This window comes from Aeromonas sp. S15(2024), assembly GCF_041402265.1.
Classification (GTDB): domain Bacteria; phylum Pseudomonadota; class Gammaproteobacteria; order Enterobacterales; family Aeromonadaceae; genus Aeromonas; species Aeromonas dhakensis.
This window is the reverse complement of sequence record NZ_JBGLQY010000003.1, coordinates 259,609-281,497: the sequence shown is the minus strand read 5'-3', so window position 1 is coordinate 281,497 and position 21,889 is coordinate 259,609. Positions and strand designations below refer to the sequence as shown.

Below are 21,889 nucleotides of genomic sequence, written 5' to 3'. Positions count from 1 at the left end.
GGAAGCATGGGCCGGCCAGCTCTTATCCGCAGTGGGCAGGGGGGCGGCAGAGGAGTAAGATGGCGCCCCGAATGGCGGACGTACCGGCCGCAGCAACAAGGCAGCACAATGAATAGCAAGTTGAACATGGCGGCGCTGGGGGGATTGGTCCTGCTCACCGCCATCTGGAGTTACAGCTGGATCGTGATGAAGCAGGTGATGCTCTACGCGGGGGCGTTCGAGTTCACCGCTCTGCGCTGCCTGTGCGGATCCCTGGTGTTGCTGCTGGTGCAGTGCCTGCGCGGCCGCCGTTATCTCAGGCCCACCCCGTTTCGCTATACCCTCGCCATCGCCCTGTTCCAGACCTGCGGCATGGTGGGGCTGGCCCAGTGGGCACTCATCAGCGGCGGGGCGGGCAAGGTGGCCATTCTGAGTTACACCATGCCGTTCTGGGTGGTGATCTTCGCGGCGCTCTTTTTAGGTGAGCGGATGCGCAAGCTCCACTATCTGGCGGTCGGGGTAGCCGCCTGCGGCCTGCTGCTGGTGATCGAGCCCTGGCAGTTGCACCTGGATTCCATGAAGAGCGCGCTGCTGGGCATTGCCTCCGGCATCTGCTGGGGGATCAGCGCCATCATTGCCAAGCGGATGTATGCCCGCCACCCCGCGGTGGATCTGATGTCCCTCACCACCTGGCAGATGATCTACGCCACCCTGGTGATGGCACTGGTGGCGGCGCTGGTGCCGGAGCGCCCCATCGACTGGCAGCCCTATGTGTTTGGTGCGCTTGCCTACAGCGCCATCTTCGCCACCGCGCTGGCCTGGAGCCTCTGGCTGTTCGTGCTGAAAAAGCTGCCGGCGGGGATCGCCGGGCTCAGTACCCTGGCGGTGCCGGTGAGCGGCGTGCTGCTCTCCTGGTGGCTGCTCGGTGAAAACCCGGGGCCGGTGGAGGGGAGCGGTATCGCCCTGATCGTACTGGCGCTTATCGTTATCAGCCGCAAGGGCAAGCGTTCTGTGGTGTCGGTGGCGGGGGAGACCCGGGTCAAGCAGGGCTAAGCTGATTAGAGGAACGAGAATGGAAAAGGGCCCGCCATCATGGCGGGCCCTTCTGGTTTTAAGAACACTCTCTTATCTGCGCTGGGCCAGATGCATCATAGCCTCCAGCACGGCGCCGCCGATCGCCCGCGCCTTGTCAGAGACGGTAGTGGGATCGGCCCGCTCGCCCCTGGGGTCGATATCACCGATCTTGAAGCCGATGGTCACCTCGATGCCATCGCTGAGCAGCCCCCGCACCATGCCGGAGAGCGGCGCGATAATGGGGGCGTCCCCCACGTGGGCGATCACGTCCCCCTCCTGCACCAGATCGCCGAGCTTGATCAGGCTCTTCATCACCCCGGCGACGGGGGCGCGCACCACCCGGCGGGCGGAGTGCCCCTCGATCACCCCGGGAATGCCGGTATTGGGCTGGGCAGGGCCCTGGTAGATGACCCGCCCCAGATGGTGGCCACGGTTGGTCTCGATCACCGCATCGCAGTCGCGCCCCGCCTCAAAACCCGGGCCGAGGGCCACCGTGATGGGGGCCATCTCCCTGTGGGTGCCGAGATTCTGCTTGGCGAGGATGGCATCCACCAGATAGCGGGGCTTGAGTTCGGCAAGGGTCGTGCAGTCGGGGTCAACCAGTAGCGGTATGACACCCCGATCCAGCTGCTCGAACGCCTGCTCGACGCTTTCGACCCGCTTGGCGCACACCCCCTCGACACTGGTCTCACCGTCGAACATCCCCTGGGCAAAGGCGACAGTGCGGCGGATCACCGTTGGTTTGTCGAGATCCAGCATCACCACCTTGAAGCCTGCATGGTAGAGACGCAGCGCCACCCCGGTGGCGATATCGCCGGAGCCGCGCATCACCACCAGCTGATCCCGCTTGAGGCGCACATCATCCTGCATCAGGCCACCCGCTTTACCGTTTTTAACCTGCAGCAGCTCGGCGAGGATGCTGATGGCGATCTCCTCGGGGGTCTCGGCACCTATGTTGTAGCCGATAGGGGCGTGCAGCCGCTGCAGTTGGGCCTGACTCACCCCTTGCTGGCGCAGGGCCTGGGTGAAGGTCTGCACCTTGCGCTTGCTGGCGAGCAGCCCCAGGTAGGCGAGGGGACGGCTGATGAGTCGATCCAGCGCCTCCTTGTCCTGGTGGTTGGTGGCGATGATGACGAAGTTGGCGGGCTCGATGGCAAGCTGCTCGATCACCGCGCTGATGGTGTCGGCCTGCTGCAGATGGGTGCCAGCCGGGAAGCGATCTGGGCTGAGGCTCCCCTCGAAGCAATCCCCTACATGGATGTCAAAGCCGAGCGGCGCGGCGGCATGGGCCAGTGCCCGGTTGACGTGGCCGGCGCCGATCAATACCAGGCGGGGGCGCAGGCCGTAGACGTCGATATAGACCGACATGGCGCCGCCGCAATCCGAGCCCACCGCATGTTCGCCGTTGCGGGCCATCCGGCCGTGGAAGATGCGCGGTTTGCGCTCGGCAATGGCGGCCATGGCTTCCTCGATCACCAGCCGCTCGATCATGCCGCCGCCGATGGTGCCGAGGATCCGGCCATCGGCCATCACCAGCATCTGGGCCTGATGGCGCGGGGTGGAGCCCCGGCTCTCGATGATCTGGGCCATGGCAAAGGGAGTGTTCTCCTGCTCCAGTCGGGCAGCGTGTGCAAACAGATTCATAAGGTACCTCGTATCATCCTTAACGGGTCAGTGACTGCGCGGCTTCGGAGGCAGGCCGACAGCAAACATGGTGAATGGCGCCGGGTTCACGCACGGCCCCCTGCCAGATGGCGTGGAGCTCGGGGTGGCGCTGCAGCAGGTTTATCAGGGCGGGCAGCCACTGCTGCTCATTTTGATAATCGCCATTGATAAACCAGACTCGGCGCGCCCCGGGCGGGGTGCCTTTGAACGCCCCCTCGGGGTGGGCGATGAGCCGGTCAAACAGGGCCCAGTCGAGCCGTTCACCGGCTGCAATCCCGCACAGGGCCTGGAACTCGGCCCAGCGGTGGATCTGCGCCGGGTCGGCGCTGGCACCCACCATGGCGCCGCCTACCAGGGCGATCACCCAATCACTGTGCCGAGGAATGCAAGGTTCGTGCAAAGCGGGCGCTTTCAATAACTTGTGATGGGCGCCGTCCGCCTCCACCAGGATGATGTCGAAGCGTTGCTGCCCCTTGAGCAGATCGATCTGCTGAGGGCTCGGCCCCACCGCCTTGCCGCTGGCCCGATCGAGGTGGCTGAACAGCACCAGCTGCATCGGTTCATCGGGCAGCGCCTGACAGCGGGTCAGCTGCCGGATGGGGTCGGCCTCGATCAGCAGGGTGCGCCGAGGGGAGGGGGCGGGCAGAAACATCCGGGTGCTGGTGGTGAGCAGCACCTTCTTGCCCTGTTGATGGAAATAGTCGGCCAGCCAGAAGAGGGTGCTGGTTTTCCCCCCGGCGCCGCAAAGACTAATTAAAGTGGTACGTCCATCAATATTTTCGGTGAACGGGTTTAATACACTCTCGATATTTGGCGAGGTGAGCAAAATGGGTGATGAAATAGCCATGGCGACGACCGATGAAAATAGAGGCGCGGTCAGTGAGAAGCACTGGCATTCGCGCGAGCGGTGTGACTGCCTAATTACGGCAGCCGGGCTCTCATCGCGAATGGGCGCGTGGAAATTGATGCTACCGTATCGCCAGAGCACGATTCTTGATGAGAGTCTCAAAAATGCCCTGGTGCTGTGTGACCGGGTCATTCTGGTGGTGGGGCACCGCGCCGATGAGCTGATCAGCCGCTACGCCAATCACCCCCGTATCCGGCTGGTACACAACCATGATTATGCACAGGGGCTCGGCAGCTCCATCCGCGCGGGGCTCGCCGCCTGTAGCAGCGATCACCTCTTCATAAGCCACGGCGATCTGCCTTGCATCCCCCCCGAGGTGTACCGCACGCTCTGGCAGGCGCGGGGGGACGAGACCCTCTTTCCCTTCTATCAGGGGGAGGCGGGCCACCCCGTGCTGTTGCCCGCCGCCCTTGCCAGGGTGCTGGCAGCAGCGCCGGTGCAGGGGTCGATGCGCCGCTGGCTGCTGGCACATCCCCACCGATTCATCGAGGTACAGAGCGCCGCCATCCTGCAGGATGTGGACACCCCGGAGCGCTATCAGGCGCTGCTGGCAAGCGAAGCATTCGAGCGCTGAAGTGGTCGGCTGGCAGAGGTTTGCCCGGCCTTGCTTTGCATATTTATCCCCTTGTCTAACCCGTTATCAGGGGCCGACAGCGACCGTTATCATCCTGGCCGGCCTGATAATGGCGATGGCCGCACTCTTTATCAAACTGATAGCGCGCCGCGCCAAAGTGAGATCATTTTCAGCAACGAGGGCGGCGTTTTCATTATTTAAATTTGGTGTTGATAGCCACTCTCATTGTCGAAACTGGTATCGGCTTTCGATGTTTTATTAATTGGAGGTGCCTCACGTTTTTATGGCTGAAAAATAAAAAGATCCGGCGCTGGCCTGATTGTTGCTCTTGTCAGTTTCAAGGGGCTTTTTATGCGTGGTTGTGGATGGGCCCCATTTATTCACCCTGTCAATGAGCAGTGCCGCTGCAAGGAGATCAACATGGGCGATATTATGCGACCCGTTCCCTTCAAGAACCTTCTGGTCCGTATCTTCTCGGAATATAAAGCGAGTCAATCCATCTTCGGCATTCCCGCCGCGCAATTCTATCGCAAGCAGGACGAGCGCAAGATCAAGGTGTTCGGTGAAACCTGCGAGACCCCCATTGGCCCGGCAGCCGGCCCCCATACCCAGCTGGCCCAGAACATCGTCACCTCCTGGCTGACCGGCGGGCGCTTTATCGAGCTCAAGACGGTGCAGATCCTGGACCGTCTCGAACTGGAAAAGCCCTGCATCGATGCCGAAGACGAGTGCTTCAACACCGAATGGTCCACCGAGTTCACCCTGCCCAAGGCGTTTGACGAGTACCTGAAAGCCTGGTTTGCCCTCTACCTGCTGGAGGAGGTGTTCGACCCGCGCCTCGACGGAGAGGCCAAGTCCTTCATCTTCAACATGAGCGTGGGGTACAACCTCGATGGCATCAAACAGCCGCCGATGCAGCAGTTCATCCACAGCCTGATGGATGCAAGCCAAAGTCCGAAATTTGCCGAGTACCAGCAGGTGGTACGCGAGCTGGTGGCCGACGAGCAGTTTATCGCCGAGCTGGGACTGGGGGCGCGCCGCGATCGCCTGCAACAGCTGGTAGATCGTATCCCGGCCAATCTGGTGCACGGCGTTACCCTCTCCACCATGCACGGCTGCCCGCCCAACGAAATTGAGGCCATCTGCCGCTACATGCTGGAAGAGAAGGGGCTCAACACTTTCGTCAAACTGAACCCGACCCTGCTGGGCTACCCGCGGGTGCGCGAGATCCTCGATACCTGCGGCTTTGATTACATTGGTCTGAGCGAAGCGTCGTTCGATCACGATCTCAAACTGGATCAGGCCAAGGCCATGCTGACCCGCTTGATGGCGCTGGGAGCCGAGAAGGGGCTCACCTTCGGGGTGAAGCTCACCAACACCCTCGGCACCATCAACCGCAAGGGGGCGCTGCCGGGTGATGAGATGTACATGTCCGGCCGGGCGCTGTTCCCGCTCTCCATCAACGTGGCCGCCGTGCTGTCTCGTGCCTTCGATGGCAAGCTGCCCATCTCCTACTCCGGTGGTGCCAGCAAGTTCAACATCAGCGATATCTTCGAGACCGGCATTCGTCCCATAACCATGGCCACCGACCTGCTCAAACCGGGTGGCTACCTGCGCCAGCTGGAGTGCCTCAAAGAGATCGACGCCTCCGATAGCTGGGCCATGGCTCAGGTGGATGTTGCGAAGCTGGAGGCCCTTGCCGCCAAGGCCCTCACCATGGATTACACCCAGAAGGAGTGGAAGTCCGACGATCGCATTGAGGTGGGTGGCGGCCTGCCGCTGACCGACTGCTACGTGGCGCCCTGCGTCACCGCCTGCGCCGTGCATCAGGATATCCCCGAGTACATTCGCCTGATGGGCGAGGGGGAGTATGTGGCAGCCCTTGAGCTGATTTATCAGCGCAACGCCTTGCCCGCCATCACAGGTCACATCTGCGATCACCAGTGCCAGTACAACTGCACCCGTCTCGACTACGACAGCGCGCTCAATATCCGCGAACTCAAGAAGGTCGCGCTGGAGCGCGGCTGGGAAGGGTACAAGGCGCGCTGGCACAAACCGGCAGGCAGCGGTGACAAGCACCCGGTGGCGGTCATTGGCGCCGGCCCGGCCGGTCTCTCCGCCGGTTACTTCCTGGCCCGCGCCGGTCACCCGGTCACCCTGTTCGAGCGCGAAGCGGATGCCGGTGGCGTGGTCAAACACATCATCCCCGAGTTCCGCATTCCGGCCGAGCTTATCCAGCACGACATCGACTTTGTCGCCGCCCACGGGGTCAAGTTCGAGTTCGGCTGCGATCCGGCGCTCACCGTCGACAAGCTGCAGGAGCAGGGCTTTAGCTATGTCTTCGTCGGCATCGGTGCCGACAAGAACGGTGGCATGCGCCTTGAGGGGGGACACGAGCGGATTTACAAATCCTTCCACTTCCTGCGCAGCTTCAATCAGGGCAAACCGCTGCCGCTGGGCCGCCATGTGGCTGTGGTTGGTGCCGGCAACACCGCCATGGACTGCGCCCGAGCCGCCCTCAAGGTGCCCGGTGTCAGCGATGTGACCGTTATCTACCGTCGCAGCGAAAAAGAGATGCCCGCCTATCGCGAGGAGTATCTGGAAGCGGTGGAGGATGGGGTGCATTTTTGCTTCCTCACCAATCCGGAGCGCTTTGACAAAGATGGCAAGCTCACAGTTCGGATGATGGCGTTGGGGGAACCCGACGAGCAGGGCCGCCGCCGTCCTGTGCCCACCGAGCAGACCGAAGTGATGCAGATGGATGCGCTGATCACCGCCATCGGCGAGCAGCCTGACTGCGAGGTATTGAAAGCCATGGGCATTCCCCTTGGTAGCGATGGCTGGCCCGAGGTGGATGGCCAGAGCGGCGAAACCAGCCGTCGCAACGTCTTCCTGATTGGCGACGTGCAGAGCGGCCCGTCCTCCATCGTCGGTGCCATCGGTGGTGCCCGTCGCGCCGCGGATCTGGTGCTCTCTCGCGAGCATATCGCCAGCCAGCAGCGTGACGTGGCCATCCAGCCGTCGGGCAAGGATGAGATCTACCGCCGCAAGGGGAGCATCGCCGTCACCCTGGTGGACAAGGGCGAGCGGGAGGCCTTCGTGGCACAAGAGGCGCACCGTTGCCTCGAGTGCAACTACCTCTGCAGCAAGTGCGTGGATGTCTGCCCCAACCGGGCCAACGTCGCTATCGCGGTGCCGGGCTTCAAGGACCAGTTCCAGACCTTGCATCTGGATGCCTACTGCAACGAATGCGGCAACTGCGCCCAGTTCTGCCCCTGGCAGGGCAAGCCCTATCAGGACAAGGTCACCATCTTCAGCCTGCCCGAGGACTTCGACAACAGCCGCAACCCCGGTTTCTATTTGGCTGACGGTGGCGAACTGCGGGTGCGTCAGGATGGCGAGATCTATCGCCTGACCATAGACGCCCAGAGCCAGATTTTGGAGGCGCCAGCGGCCCTTGGCGACATGTGCCGCATCATCAGCCATGTCCACGCCCATCACCACTACCTGCTGGGGGCCGTCGAGGCCTGAGCGAACCACGAATAAGCGAAGGAGCCAACCATGTTTATTCTGAAGAACGTCACCGCCGTCCAGCTGGAACCGACCCTGGTGCTGGAAGGGGTGGATATCGCCATCGAAGGATCGCTCATCAAAGCGGTGGGGCCCAATCTGCGGGCCCTCTACCCAGAGGCCACCTATCGGGAGATGGGTGGCAAGCTGGTGATGCCGGGCATCGTCTGTGCCCACAACCACTTCTACTCCGGCCTGTCGCGGGGGATCATGGCCAATATCGCCCCCTGCCCGGACTTTATCTCCACCCTGAAAAACCTCTGGTGGCGGCTGGATCGGGCGCTCGATGAAGAGTCCCTCTACTACAGCGGCCTCATCTGCTCGCTGGAAGCGATCAAGAGCGGCTGCAGTGCGGTGATCGACCACCACGCTTCGCCCAACTTCATCAAGGGCTCCCTGAATGTGCTGCGCAAAGGGTTTGTGGAGGCGGGTCTGCGCGGCATGACCTGCTTCGAGACCACGGATCGCAACGGCGGCCTCACCGAGCTGCAGGCCGGGGTGGAGGAGAACATCCAGTTCGCGCAAGCCATCGATGCCGCCAAGGCCAAGGGGGACGAACCCTATCTGGTGGAGGCTCATATCGGTGCCCACGCCCCCTTCACCGTGCCCGACGAAGGGCTGGCCATGCTGCGCGAAGCGGTGCAGGTCACCGGTCGCGGGCTGCATATCCATGTGGCGGAAGACAGATACGACATGGCTCACGGCCACCACCACCATGGCAAGGAGCCCATCGCCCGGCTGGACGAGTTTGATCTTATCGACAGCAAGACCCTGATCGCCCACGGCATCTACCTGAGCCCGGCCGACATCGAGCTGCTCAACAGCCGCGATGCCTTCCTGGTGCACAACGCCCGCTCCAACATGAACAACCACGTGGGCTACAACCTGCACCTGCCGGAATACCGCAACCTGGCGCTCGGCACCGACGGTATCGGCTCCGACATGCTCGAAGAGCTCAAGTTCGCCTACTTCAAACACAAGGATGCCGGTGGTGCCCTGTGGCCCGACAGCTTTGCCCGGTTCCTGTGGAACGGCAACACCTTGCTGGAGCGCAACTTCGGCGCCAAATTTGGCCGCCTGGAGCCGGGTTACAAGGCCGACCTCACCATTTGCGACTACGCCGCACCGACTCCGCTGGCACCGCGCAATCTCGGTGGCCATCTCGCCTTCGGCATGGGCTCATCCTCGGTCAACAGCGTGATGGTGGAGGGGCGCATGGTCTATCAGGATCGCGAGTTCGCCTTTGACGTCGAGCCCCTTTATGAGCAGGCCAGCAAGGTGGCGAGCCGCCTGTGGCAACGAATGGACGCGCTGGCCTAAGGCCACCCTCCGCACGTTTGGACTGGATTGCCCGCCCTGTGGACCTTCCCGGCGGCGGGCAGCAAGAGTAAGGACGACACATGATTGAGCAATTCTTCCGACCCGAGCAACTGGGTCAGGCGCTGGCCCTCAAGGCCCAGTTTGGCAACGACGCTGTCTACATGGGGGGCGGCAGCAAGCTCAACGCCGCGCCGACCCGCACCGACAAGAAGGTCGCCATCTCGCTGGCCAAGCTCGGACTTGGCCAGATCGAGCAGCAGCACGGTCAGCTCCACATCGGCGCCACCGTTACCCTGCAAGCCCTCAAAGACGACCCCCGTACCCCGGCCGCCCTGTGCGAGGCGCTGGGGTTTGTCTACTCCCGCCATCTGCGCAATCAGGCCACCCTCGGCGGCGAGCTTGCCTGCCAGCAGCAGGACTCCCCGCTGCTGCCGGTGCTGCTGGTGCTCGAAGCGGTGGTGGTGCTGGAGAACAACCAGCTGCAACCCATCGATGCCTATCTGGCCGGCCAGCGCAAGGAGCTGGTGCTGGGGGTGGTGCTGCCGGAGCCCGAGCTGCGCTGCGCCACTCGCCGCATCAGCCGCAACGCCGACGGCCTGGCGGTGATGACAGCCGCGGTGGCCCTCGACGCCCTTGGCGAGATGCGGGTCGCCCTGGCGGGCGTCACACCGCAGCCGATGCGCCTGCGGGACGTGGAGCGTCATGAGCTGCGGGATGCAGCGCTGGAGGCGGCGGTGAGCGCACTGATTGCGCCGCGCGCGGATCTCGGTGGCAGCGTGGCCTACAAGCGCTATATCAGCGGCGTGGTGGTGGCAGATCTGCTGGTGGAGTGCCAGCAGCAGGAGGTACAGGCATGATGGAACTCAACTTTACCCTGAACGGTGCCCTGCGCACCGTCATCGCCCCGGCTGGCGAGAATGCCCAGCGGGTGCTGTTCAACCAGTGCCGGATGCACTCGGTGCGCAACAGTGACGACGGTTTCGGCTTTGCCGGCTCCGACGCGATCCTCTTCAACGGCAAGGTGATCAACGCCTCCCTGCTGATCGCCGCCCAACTGGAGGGCGCGCAGGTGCGCACCGCCGAGTCGCTGGGCAGCTGGAACCAGCTCAGTCTGGTGCAGCAGGCCATGGTGGACGTGGGCGTGGTGCAGTCCGGCTACAACGATCCGGCCGCGGCGCTCATCGTCACCGACCTGCTTGATCGCCACCCCAGCCCCAACCGTGATCAAATCGACGACGCGCTCTCGGGCCTGTTTCACCGCGATGGCGGCTACCAGCAGTTCTATCAGGCCATCGAGCTTGCCAGCTCGCGCCTCAAGGATCCCGATTACCTGTGCCAGATTGCCCCCGAGTTTCGTGACGACCTGCGCCACATCGGCAAGAGCTGCCCGAAAGTGGACGCCGCCAAGATGGTGCAGGCCAAGCCCTGCTACGTGGAGGATCGGGTCACCGAGGATGCGCTGGTCATCAAGATGCTGCGAAGCCCCCATCCCCATGCGGTGATCACCAAACTCGACGTGAGCCGCGCCGAAGCCATGCCGGGGGTGGTGCACGTCATCACTCACCTCAACTGCCCGGATGTCTACTACACCCCGGGTGGCCAGAGCGCCCCCGAGCCGTCACCGCTCGATCGCCGCATGTTTGGCCGCAAGCTGCGTCACGTCGGTGATCGGGTGGCCGCCGTGGTGGCCGAGAGTGAAGCCATCGCCTTGGCGGCGCTGAAACTCATCGACGTCGAGTATCAGGTGCTGCCGGCGGTCATGAACATAGACGAGGCGATGGCCCCCAATGCGCCGCTGGTGCATGACGAGCCCATCGTCTACATGGCCGGGGCGCCTGCGGATCTCGAGCAGCAGAACGCCTGCTCGGTGCGCCGCGGCGACGAGCACATGATCATCAACTTCCCCATCGGCTCCCGTCCCCACGAGAACCTGGCCGCCAGCGTCCATGGCCAGATTGGCGATGTGGCCAAGGGCTTTGCCGAGGCGGACGAGATTGTCGAGCGCACCTACGAGTCGACCCAGGCCCAGCAGTGCCCGACCGAGCCGCACATCTGCTTCACCTACATGGATGGCGATCGGCTGGTCATTCACGCATCAACTCAGGTGCCCTGGCACGTGCGCCGTCAGGTGGCGCGCATCGTCGGCATGAAGCAGCACCAGGTGCACGTGATCAAGGAGCGGGTAGGGGGCGGCTTTGGCTCCAAGCAGGATATCCTGCTGGAAGAGGTGTGCGCCTGGGCGACCAAGGTCACCGGCCGTCCGGTCACCTTCCGCTACACCCGTGAAGAGGAGTTCATCAGCAACACCTCCCGCCACGTGGCCAAGGTGAAGGTGAAAGTGGGGGCCAAAAAAGATGGCACCATCACCGCCATCGAGATGGATTTTCGTGCCAACACCGGCCCTTACGGCAACCACTCATTGACGGTGCCGAGCAACGGCCCGGCGCTCTCCCTGCCGCTCTATCCGTGCGAGAACGTGCGCTTTACCGTCAATACCTACTACAGCAACATCTGCCCGACCGGTGCCTATCAGGGCTACGGTGCGCCCAAGGGTAACTTCGCGCTGACCATGGCGATTGCGGAACTGGCCGAGAAACTCGGCATCGATCAGCTCGACATGGTGGAGCACAACCGGGTGCACGAGGGGGACATCCTCAAGGTGCTCGGTGCCATCGGCGAGGGCAAGATGCCTACTTCGGTGCCCCACGCGGCCAGCTGTGCCCTTGAGCCCATCCTCAAGCAGGGCCGCGAGCTGATCGCCTGGGACAGCCCCAAACCCGCTGACGGGGATTGGCGCATCGGTCGTGGTGTCGCCATCATCATGCAAAAATCGGGGATCCCGGACATCGATCAGGCCAACTGCATGGTCAAGCTGGAATCGGACGGCACCTTTATCGTCCACTCCGGTGGCGCCGATATCGGCACCGGCCTCGATACCGTGGTGGCCAAGCTGACTGCCGAAGTGCTGCACTGCCCGCTCGGGGATGTGCACGTCATCTCCGGTGACACCGACCACGCCCTGTTCGACAAGGGGGCCTACGCCTCGTCGGGCACCTGCTTCTCCGGTAACGCGGCCAAGAAGGCGGCCGAGAACCTCAAGGAGAAGATCCTGCTGCACGGCGCCGCCATGCTGGGTGAGCCGGTAGCCGATGTTGAGCTGGCGTTTCCGGGCCTGGTGCGCGGCAAGCTGGGGGAGGTAAGCCTCGCCAAGCTGGCCCACAAGGCGGAGACGGGTACCGGCTTCGGTATCTTGGTGGGCACCGCCAGCTACATCACCTCGGAGCTTGCCTTCCCGTACGGGGCCAACTTCGCCGAGGTGGCGGTCAACGTCAGAACCGGCCAGATCCGGCTCGACAAGTTCTACGCCTTGCTCGACTGCGGCACCCCCATCAACCCGGAACTGGCGCTCGGCCAGATCTACGGGGCGACCATGCGGGCCATCGGCCACTCATTGACCGAGGAGATCTGCTACGACGGCAAGGGCATCCCGCTCACCCGGGATCTGAAGAGCTATGGCGCGCCCAAGATTGGCGACATCCCGCGCGATTTTCGGGCTTTCCTGGTACCGAGTGACGACAAGGTCGGCCCCTACGGCGCCAAGTCCATCTCGGAGATCGGGGTCAACGGCGCCGCGCCCGCCATCGCCACCGCCATCCACGACGCCTGCGGTGTCTGGCTGCGCAAGTGGCACTTCACGCCGGAGCAGATCCTGCGCGAACTGGGCAAGCTGGAGCAACAAGCGTCGGCATAAGAAAAGGTGAGGGGCGGGCGCAGGCTCGCCCCCAGCACCTGACAGCGGAATGAGTACTCCGCCCATATTCTGTGTGATGGGACAATCAAGATGTCTAAAACAACACGCAAGCACTCGGACCTGATTTACGCGCTCGAAGACAAACCTCCCTTTTACCAAACCCTGATGGGGGCCGTGACCCACCTGCTGGCCATCTTCGTGCCCATGGTGACGCCGGCCCTGATCGTGGGCGGGGCCCTTGGCCTCTCCACCGAGACCACCGCCTATCTGGTCTCCATGGCGATGATCGCCTCCGGCATCGGCACCTGGCTGCAGGTGAACCGCTACGGCCCCATCGGCTCGGGGCTGCTCTCCATCCAGTCGGTCAACTTCTCCTTCGTCACCGTGATGATTGCGCTTGGCAGCGCCATGAAAAAAGATGGCCTGCACGAGGAGCTGATCGTCTCGACCCTGCTCGGGGTCTCCTTCGTCGGGGCCTTCCTGGTGATGGGCTCCTCCTTCGTGCTGCCCTACCTCAAGCGGGTGATCACCCCCACCGTGAGCGGGGTGGTGGTGCTGATGATTGGCCTGAGCCTCATCAAGGTGGGGATCATCGACTTTGGCGGCGGCTTCTCCGCCATGAGCAGCGGCACCTTCGGCAAATACGAGAACATCGGCCTGGGACTGTTGGTGCTCTGCGTCATCGTCGCCTTCAACTGCAGCAAGAGCCCCTTGCTTCGCATGAGCGGCATCGCCATCGGCCTGCTGGTGGGCTATGCGGTAGCCCTGATGCTCGGCATGGTGGATTTCTCCGCCCTTGAGAACCTGCCACTCATCACAGTACCCATCCCGTTCAAGTACGGTTTTTCCTTCGATCTGCACGCCTTCGTGCTGGCCGGCACCATCTATCTGTTGAGCGTGCTGGAGGCGGTGGGGGACATCACCGCCACCGCCATGGTCTCCCACCGGCAGATCCAGGGCCCCGAGTTTCAAAAACGGCTCTCCGGCGGCGTGCTGGCGGACGGCCTGGTGTCGGTGATCGCCTCGGCGCTCGGCTCCCTGCCGCTCACCACCTTTGCCCAGAACAACGGCGTCATCCAGATGACCGGGGTGGCCTCGCGCCACGTGGGCAAGTTCATCGCCGTCATCCTGGTGCTGCTCGGCCTCTTCCCGGTGGTGGGGCGCTTCTTCACCACCATACCGTCACCGGTGATGGGGGGGGCCATGGTCATCATGTTCTCCATGATCGCCATCGCCGGCGGACGCATCATCATCAGTCACGGCTTCGATCGACGCGAGACCCTGATCGTCGCCACCTCGCTCGGGCTGGGGCTCGGCGTCTCCTACGACCCGAACGTCTTCAAGGTGTTGCCGGCGGGGATCTACATGCTGGTGGAGAACCCCATCTGCGCCGGCGGCATCACCGCCATCATCATGAACCTGGTGCTGCCGCAAAGCCGCAGACGCAAGGTGGCCGCCAATGCCGCCGAGGCGGTGGAGCTGATCCAGTTGAGCGACAAGCCCGACACCCGTTTTGCCACCCGACCCGCTCCGTCGGCCACTGCCCGCCAACAGGGGCTGGCGACGGACGAGGCCCAGGTGTGCGCCCCGCAAGTGGATCGCGGCTAACGAACAACAAGAGGGAATTGAGAGATGAAAAACGACAACTCCGTCAAGGCGGTGCGCGGCAGCTTCTTCGACATCACCCGGGTGGTGAGCCAGCCCGAGGAGATAGAGCCCAATGCCCGCCTCATCGAAGACGGCCTGCTGATCATCCGCAACGGCTGCATCGACTGGTTCGGCCAGTGGGAGGAGGGCCGTGATCGCATTCCGGCCCAGGTGCGGGTGCGGGATTATCGCGGCAAGATGATAGTGCCCGGCTTTGTCGACACCCACATCCACTACCCGCAAAGCGAGATGGTGGGGGCCTATGGCGAGCAGCTGCTGGAGTGGCTCAACCGCCACACCTTCCCGGCCGAGCGGCGCTACAACGATCTCGAGTACGCCCGCGAGATGTCCACCTTCTTCATCAAGCAGCTGCTGCGAAACGGCACCACCACGGCGCTGGTGTTTGGCACCGTCCACCCCGAGTCGGTGGATGCCCTGTTCGAGGCGGCCAGTCGCATCAACATGCGAATGATCGCCGGCAAGGTGATGATGGATCGCAACGCGCCAGATTATCTGCTCGATACCGCCGAGAGCAGCTATGCGCAGAGCAAGGCGCTTATCGAGCGCTGGCACGGCAACGGCCGCTTGCTCTACGCCATCACGCCGCGCTTTGCCCCCACCTCGACCCCGGCGCAGCTGGCGATGGCGAGACGGCTGCGCGAAGAGTACCCGACCACCTATCTGCACACCCACCTGTGCGAGAACAAGGACGAGATAGCCTGGGTGAAATCCCTTTTCCCGGCGCATCAGGGCTATCTCGACGTCTATCACCAGCACGGGCTCACCGGCCACAACTGCGTGTTTGCCCACTGCGTCCATCTGGAAGAGCAGGAGTGGGATTGCCTGAAGGAGACCGGCTCCACCATCGCGTTTTGTCCCACCTCCAATCTGTATCTGGGCAGTGGCCTCTTCAAGCTGCACAAGGCGTGGCACAAGCAGGTGAAGGTGGGGATGGGCACCGACATTGGCGCCGGCACCACCTTCAACATGCTGCAGACCCTCAACGAGGCCTACAAGGTGATGCAGTTGCAGGGCGAGCGCCTCTCGGCCTATCAGGCCTTCTATCTCGCCACCCTGGGCGGCGCCCATGCGCTCGGGCTGGACGAGCGGATCGGCAGCTTCGCGGTGGGCAAGGAGGCGGATTTCGTGGTGCTCGACCCGGTCGCCACCCCGCTGCAGCAGCTGCGCTACGACAACTCCACCACCTTGCGCGACAAGCTGTTCGTGCTGCTGACCCTGGGGGATGACAGATCCATCTACCGCACCTATGTGGATGGTCAGCTGGTGCACGAGCGGGGCTGATCCGCTTTTCAAAGCAGAGGGGCGGGTATGCTCGCCCCGGGAACACGGCAGCAGGGGCCAGCGTGGTACCTGCGCCGCACGACAGGCGGGGCGTTTGCCCCGCCACAGCAGGTGAAATGGCCCGGTTTTTTAGATGGCAAGTCAAACGTTTGCCTTGCCTGCCAACCCCATGATGCCGGCGACCGTGGCAGCAGAGATCCACGGCACCGACCGCCATTTCGTCACGACACATTCAGGGATGCAGGAAGGAGTCGGCCATGAGCCAGACAAACAGGATAAACGAGATGGACGGGGCAGTTGCGGACAAGGGGGCGGCGGCGGGACGACAGCCCGCCGGCGGCGCGCTCGATCGCTACTTCATGATCAGCGAGCGGGGCAGCAATGTGCGCCAGGAGGTGCTGGCGGGGCTCACCACCTTCCTCGCCATGGTCTATTCGGTGATCGTGGTGCCCAGCATGCTCGGCAAGGCGGGCTTTCCCCCCGGCGCCGTGTTCGTGGCCACCTGTCTGGTGGCGGGCTTTGGTTCGCTGCTGATGGGGCTCTGGGCCAAGCTGCCGATGGCCATCGGCTGCGCCATCTCGCTCACCGCCTTTACCGCCTTCAGCCTGGTGCTGGGGCAGCAGATCGCCATCCCGGTGGCGCTCGGCGCCGTCTTTCTGATGGGGGTGCTGTTTACCGCCATCTCGGTGACCGGGGTGCGCAGCTGGATCCTCGACAACCTGCCGATGGGGATCGCCCACGGCACCGGCATCGGCATCGGGCTCTTCCTCCTGCTGATCGCCGCCAACGGGGTAGGGCTGGTGATCAAGAACCCGCTGGAGGGGCTGCCGGTGGCGCTGGGGGCCTTTACCTCCATGCCGGTCATCATGTCCCTTATCGGGCTGGCGGTCATCGTCGGGCTGGAGAAGCTTAAAGTTCCGGGCGGGATCCTCTTGGTGATCATCGCCATCTCCATTTTCGGCCTCATCTTCGATCCGGCGGTCAAGTACCAGGGGCTGTTCGCCATGCCGAGCCTCGCCGACGAGCAGGGCAACTCCCTCATCTTCAGCCTGGACGTGATGGGGGCGCTCTCGCCGCTGGTGCTGCCAAGCGTGCTGGCGCTGGTGATGACGGCGGTGTTTGATGCCACCGGCACCATTCGCGCCGTGGCGGGGCAGGCCAACCTGCTGGACAAGGATGGTCACATCATCAACAGCGGCAAGGCGCTCAGTGCCGACTCCATCAGCAGTATCTTCTCCGGTCTGGTGGGGGCCGCGCCGGCCGCCGTCTACATCGAATCGGCGGCGGGCACGGCGGCAGGTGGCAAGACCGGCCTTACCGCCACCGTGGTGGGGGTCTTGTTCCTGCTGATGCTGTTCCTCTCGCCGCTCTCCTACCTGGTGCCGGCCTATGCCACCGCACCGGCGCTGATGTACGTGGGGCTGCTGATGCTGAGCAACGTCGCCCGGCTCGACTTCGATGACTTTGTCGGGGCCATGTCCGGCCTGCTGTGCGCCGTCTTCATCGTGCTCACCTGCAACATCGTCACCGGCATCATGCTGGGCTTCAGCGCCCTGGTGATCGGTCGTATCTGCTCGAAGGAGTGGCGCAAGCTCAACGTCGGCACCGTCATCATCGCCCTGGCGCTGGTGCTCTTCTACGCTGGCGGCTGGGCCATCTAGTCCGCATCGCGTCCTTCTTTATCGCGGGGCCAGCCTCTCTTGGCCGGCCTCGCCCTGCAAATCGAACTCATACCATTTTGATAACGGGGCTTACCAGATTGATAACGCCGCCCGGCAATTGCGCTGCCGAGCCCTCCATGGGCTGCTGCTGCGGGACTGGCCACGGCCATGACGGAGCGCCTGATGGGCGCCGGATGGGATCTTCTTCACACTTCTTCCCTTTGCTCGCCGCCTTTGCCCCCCGGTTGGCCCGAGGTGCCGGAAACGGGCGCATATCTTGCTGTTTTTTATACCGGTTCTGATTTTTCTGCCTGACAAAGGACTTGCATATGTCCATAGGATTACCGCTCAAGCGGGTGGATGCCGAGGCCAAGGTGACCGGCAGCGCCCGCTACACCGACGACAACATCATGCTCGGCATGCGCCACGCCAAATACGTGCGAAGCAACATCGCCCACGGCAAGGTGCTCACCATCGACGCCAGCGAGGCGCTGGCCCTGCACGGGGTCGAAGCCGTGTTCACCCACGAGGATGTGCCCACCACCTGCTTTCGTACCGCCGGTCACGCCTGGTCCCTTGATGAGACCAAGCGGGATGTGAAAGACCGCCGTCTGCTCACTGACCATGTGCGTCACTTCGGCGATGGGGTCGCCATAGTCGTGGCCCGCGATCCGCTGGTCGCCGAAAAAGCGGCAGCACTGGTCAAGGTGACCTACGAGCCGCTGCCGGTGATGACGGATGCGGCCAGCGCCCTGGCCGAGGGGGCCTATCCCATCCACCCGACCGGCAACCTGCTGCGCCAGAGTCAGATCCGGGCGGGAGAGCCGGAGCAGGCCATCGCCGCCGCCGACTTGCAGTTCAAGGGGCACTACCAGACGCCGGTGGTGCAGCACTGTCATCTGGAGACGGTGACCTGCTACGCCTACATGGATCAGCCGGACCATATCATCGTCGTCACCAGCACCCAGATCCCCCAGATAGTGCGCAGCCGGGTCGCCAAATCCCTCGGCCTGCCCTGGTCGAGCGTGCGGGTGATCAAGCCCTACATGGGCGGCGGTTTTGGCAACAAGCAGGATGTGCTGGAAGAGCCGATGGCGGCATTTTTGAGCTACAAGCTTGGCGGCGTGCCGGTCAAGGTTTCCTTGAGCCGGGAGGAGTGTTTCTTTGCTTCCCGCACCCGCCACGGCTTTGCCATCGACGGCACCCTCGGCATCAACCGGGATGGCACCCTCAAGGGGTATCAGCTCGATGTGCTCTCCAACACCGGCGGCTATGCCTCCCACGGCCACTCCATCGCCAGTGCCGGCGCCAACAAGATAAGCTACCTCTATCCGCGCAGCGCCTTTGGCTACGACGCCAAAACCTTCTACAGCAACCTGCCCACCGCCGGCGCCATGCGCGGTTACGGCGCGCCCCAGGTGGTGTTTGCCCTCGAATGCATGCTGGATGACGCCTGCGCCGAGCTGGGGCTCGACCCGCTCGAAGTTCGCATCGCCAACGTGGCCCGCGAGGGGGATGTCAATCAGGTCAACCAGAAGACCATCTACAGCGCAGGGCTCCCCGAGTGTCTGCGCCGGGGCGGCGAGCAGTTCCAGTGGGAGCGGCTCAAGGCCGAATGTCTGGCACAGGATCCGGCGAGTCGGGTGCGCCGTGGCATCGGGGTGGCCTGCTTTAGCTACGGCTCCAACACCTATCCGGTGGGGGTGGAGATCGCCGGCGCCCGCATGCTGCTCAATCAGGATGGCACCGTCAATCTGCAGATCGGCGCCACCGAGATTGGGCAGGGGTCGGACACCGTCTTTGCCCAGATGGCGGCCCAGACCTTAGGCATTCCGTTTGAGCAGATCCGGGTCATCTCGACCCAGGATACCGACATCACCGCCTACGATCCTGGCTCGTTTGCCTCGCGCCAGAGCTATGTGGCGGCCCCCGCCATCCATCAGGCGGCGCTGCAGTTGCGGGCCCGCATTTTGTCGCTGGCATCCCAGCTCTGCCATCAGGATGTGGGATCGCTCACCCTGATCGACGGCTACGTGGTACTGGCCGGTGCGCCGGACAAGGTGCTGATAAGCGTCGCCGAGGTGTCGGTCAACGCCTACTACCACCTCACCATCGGCGGCCAGATCACCTCGGAGGTCTCCCACAAGACCACCACCAACCCACCGAGCTTTGGCTGCACCTTTGTCGATCTCAGTGTCGACATCGATCTCTGCAAGGTGACCATCAATCGCATCCTCAACTTGCACGATGCGGGCAAGATCCTCAACCCACAGCTGGCAGAGGGGCAGGTGCACGGCGGCATGGGAATGGGGATCGGCTGGTCCCTGTTCGAGGAGATGATCATCGACGCCAAAACCGGCGTGGTGCGCAACCCCAACCTGCTCGACTACAAGTTCCCCACCATGCTGGATTTGCCCGAGCTCGAATGCGACTTCGTGCAGACCTACGAGCCCCAGTCGGTCTATGGCCACAAATCCCTGGGGGAACCGCCCATTATCTCGCCGGGCCCGGCGATCCGTAACGCCATTCGCATGGCGACCGGGGTCGCCATCAACGAGCTGCCCATCACCCCCAAGACCCTGTTCAGGGCGTTTGTCGCAGCGGGTTTGATTGGCGAGGGAGCAGGGGAGGAGCAACGCCATGTTTGATATTGCCCGTTACTACAAGGCCCACAGCGTGGCCGAGGCCGTTGCCCTGCGCCAGGCCGATCCCGAGGCGCGCCTCTTGGCCGGTGGCACCGATGTGATGATCCAGCTCCATCACCTCAACGCCGCCTATCGTCATATCGTCGATATTCACGACTTGCCCGAGCTCAAAGGGGTGAGTGAGCTGCCTGATGGGTCGATCCGTATCGGCTCTGGCACCACCTTTACCGAGCTCATCGAAAACGAACTGGTGCAGCGCCGCCTGCCGATGCTGGCGGAGGCCGCTGCCACCATCGCCGGGCCGCAGATCCGCAACGTCGCCACCTATGGCGGCAACATCTGCAACGGCGCCACCAGTGCCGACTCGGCGGCGCCCACGGTCGCGCTGGAAGCAGAGCTGGAGATCGCCGGCCCCGATGGCACGCGCCGCATCCCCATCGCCGGTTTTCACACCGGCCCCGGCAAGGTGGCGCTGCAACCGGCGGAGATCCTGGTGGCATTCCACTTTGCCCCGGACGCGCACTCCCAGGTGGGCTCCCACTACTTCAAGTACGCCATGCGGGGTGCCATGGACATCGCCACCATCGGCTGCGCCGCCTACTGCCAGATTGAGGATGGCCACTTCAAGCGCCTGCGGCTGGCCTACGGGGTGGCGGCCCCGACGCCGGTGCGCACCCCGCACGCCGAAGCGGCGGCCGAGGGGCAACCGCTGACTCGGGCAACCCTTGCAGCCATTGCCGAGGCGGTGGTGGCCGATGTGACGCCGCGCTCCTCCTGGCGGGCAGAAAAGGAGTTTCGCCTGCACCTGATCAAAACCCTGGCGCAGCGGGTGATCACCTGCGCCGTCGAACGTGCCGGAGGCAAGATCCTATGATGCAACCGCAAAGCTGTGCTGCCGTAGAAATCCAGTGCGAGATCAACGGCAAGCCTTACTCCTATGCGGTGCCGCCCACCATGTCGCTGCTCCACTTCCTGCGCGGGCAGGGGCTTATCAGCGTGAAAGAGGGGTGCAGCGTCGGTGAGTGCGGCGCCTGTACCGTGCGGGTCGATGGCGTGGCCATCGACAGCTGCCTCTATCTGGCGGTATGGGCCGATGGCAAATCCATTCGCACCGTGGAGGGGGAGCGGCAGGGCAATGAGCTCTCCGACGTGCAGCAGGCCTTTATCGACGAGGGGGCGGTGCAGTGCGGTTTTTGCACCCCGGGCCTCGTGATGGCAAGCGCCGCCCTGCTCGACAAGACAGATCGCCGACCCTTGACCGAGGCGGAGATCCGCCGCGGGCTGTCGGGGAATCTGTGCCGCTGCACCGGTTATCAGAACGTGGTGCGGGCGGTGAAAAAGTGCTGCAAGGGGTGATGGGTTAGCCCCTCGATTAGCCTCTCAAACCGTCGTTCGGCAGCGAGGTAGCAGCGTCTGAAATATGCCGGGAGGGTTATTTTTACCCCGCCGCTCAAGCACGCATCCCGTTATTTCAGGCGGGCACTGGGGAACAGGCATACTGCACTGCCCAGCTATCAGCACAAATAATGAACAGCCTGGTCCGCGCAGCGACCTGGAAATGGCAAGCGACTGTTTTTACGCACTATGTCAACTAGTGTCGCCATCTTGTGCGCCTCTTTTGCCTATTGGCGGCAGCAAATACCGGTGGGCGGGAAATAACGGAAAATAACGGCAAGGGGGCGGAAAAAAAGCCCCTTTTTCGTCACGTGACCGCAACATTTTTCTGTAATTGTTAGCCAGCTCGCGGCGGCCCTGCGCCGAAACGGGCAGAGTAGGCGCCGTGGTTGGCCGAGG

At 63.4% G+C, this 21,889-nt stretch carries 14 protein-coding genes; 12 read left to right on the top strand and 2 right to left on the bottom strand.

Annotated elements, in window-relative coordinates; genetic code table 11:
• The first annotated feature begins 108 nt into the window (after positions 1-108).
• A complete protein-coding gene (locus ACB033_RS08540) occupies positions 109-1,032 on the top strand; it encodes a DMT family transporter (RefSeq protein ID WP_026459022.1) in 924 nt (307 codons plus the stop codon).
• A gap of 72 nt (positions 1,033-1,104) precedes the next feature.
• Here the strand turns inward: ACB033_RS08540 and yqeB are convergent, their stop codons facing one another.
• Together yqeB and yqeC are read right to left on the bottom strand one after the other, a co-directional pair.
• Positions 1,105-2,697, bottom strand: a complete 1,593-nt coding sequence (yqeB, locus tag ACB033_RS08535; protein WP_139725566.1) for a selenium-dependent molybdenum cofactor biosynthesis protein YqeB — start codon at positions 2,695-2,697, stop codon at positions 1,105-1,107.
• Between the two features lie 19 nt (positions 2,698-2,716).
• Positions 2,717-3,565 carry a selenium cofactor biosynthesis protein YqeC gene (gene yqeC, locus ACB033_RS08530; RefSeq protein ID WP_139725565.1) on the bottom strand — a complete coding sequence of 283 codons (849 nt, stop codon included), beginning with the start codon at positions 3,563-3,565 and terminating at the stop codon, positions 2,717-2,719.
• Here yqeC and mocA point away from each other — a divergent pair.
• From mocA to xdhC, 11 genes are all read left to right on the top strand, one after another.
• The gene (gene mocA / locus ACB033_RS08525; RefSeq protein WP_139725564.1) at positions 3,546-4,199 is read left to right on the top strand and encodes a molybdenum cofactor cytidylyltransferase; all 654 of its coding nucleotides are present in this window, start codon (positions 3,546-3,548) and stop codon (positions 4,197-4,199) included. The genes yqeC and mocA overlap by 20 nt on opposite strands.
• Positions 4,200-4,619: 420 nt before the next feature.
• Positions 4,620-7,730 carry a putative selenate reductase subunit YgfK gene (gene ygfK, locus ACB033_RS08520; RefSeq protein ID WP_371140457.1) on the top strand — a complete coding sequence of 1,037 codons (3,111 nt, stop codon included), beginning with the start codon at positions 4,620-4,622 and terminating at the stop codon, positions 7,728-7,730.
• Between the two features lie 30 nt (positions 7,731-7,760).
• Positions 7,761-9,089 carry a putative aminohydrolase SsnA gene (ssnA, locus tag ACB033_RS08515; RefSeq protein WP_126881803.1) on the top strand — a complete coding sequence of 443 codons (1,329 nt, stop codon included), beginning with the start codon at positions 7,761-7,763 and terminating at the stop codon, positions 9,087-9,089.
• A gap of 80 nt (positions 9,090-9,169) precedes the next feature.
• On the top strand, positions 9,170-9,946 hold the full coding sequence (ygfM, locus tag ACB033_RS08510) for a molybdopterin-dependent oxidoreductase FAD-binding subunit (protein ID WP_139725562.1): 777 nt from the start codon (positions 9,170-9,172) through the stop codon (positions 9,944-9,946).
• The gene (locus ACB033_RS08505) at positions 9,943-12,840 is read left to right on the top strand and encodes a molybdopterin-dependent oxidoreductase Mo/Fe-S-binding subunit (protein ID WP_371140456.1); all 2,898 of its coding nucleotides are present in this window, start codon (positions 9,943-9,945) and stop codon (positions 12,838-12,840) included. Before ygfM ends, ACB033_RS08505 begins: the two co-directional genes overlap by 4 nt.
• Positions 12,841-12,930: 90 nt before the next feature.
• Positions 12,931-14,448 (top strand): nucleobase:cation symporter-2 family protein, encoded by a 1,518-nt coding sequence (locus tag ACB033_RS08500; protein ID WP_139725561.1) that lies wholly within the window; start codon positions 12,931-12,933, stop codon positions 14,446-14,448.
• Between the two features lie 24 nt (positions 14,449-14,472).
• The gene (gene guaD / locus ACB033_RS08495; protein WP_139725560.1) at positions 14,473-15,789 is read left to right on the top strand and encodes a guanine deaminase; all 1,317 of its coding nucleotides are present in this window, start codon (positions 14,473-14,475) and stop codon (positions 15,787-15,789) included.
• 284 nt (positions 15,790-16,073) lie between these two features.
• Positions 16,074-17,450, top strand: coding sequence for an NCS2 family permease (locus ACB033_RS08490; RefSeq protein ID WP_139725577.1), 1,377 nt, complete (start codon positions 16,074-16,076; stop codon positions 17,448-17,450).
• A gap of 329 nt (positions 17,451-17,779) precedes the next feature.
• Complete coding sequence (gene xdhA / locus ACB033_RS08485; RefSeq protein ID WP_139725559.1) at positions 17,780-20,098, top strand: xanthine dehydrogenase molybdenum-binding subunit XdhA; 2,319 nt, start codon at positions 17,780-17,782, stop codon at positions 20,096-20,098.
• Positions 20,091-20,969: a xanthine dehydrogenase FAD-binding subunit XdhB gene (gene xdhB / locus ACB033_RS08480; RefSeq protein WP_139725558.1), complete on the top strand. Its 879-nt coding sequence runs from the start codon at positions 20,091-20,093 to the stop codon at positions 20,967-20,969. Before xdhA ends, xdhB begins: the two co-directional genes overlap by 8 nt.
• Complete coding sequence (gene xdhC / locus ACB033_RS08475; RefSeq protein WP_124249805.1) at positions 20,966-21,451, top strand: xanthine dehydrogenase iron sulfur-binding subunit XdhC; 486 nt, start codon at positions 20,966-20,968, stop codon at positions 21,449-21,451. The genes xdhB and xdhC overlap by 4 nt, the downstream gene beginning before the upstream one ends.
• Positions 21,452-21,889: the final 438 nt, after the last annotated feature.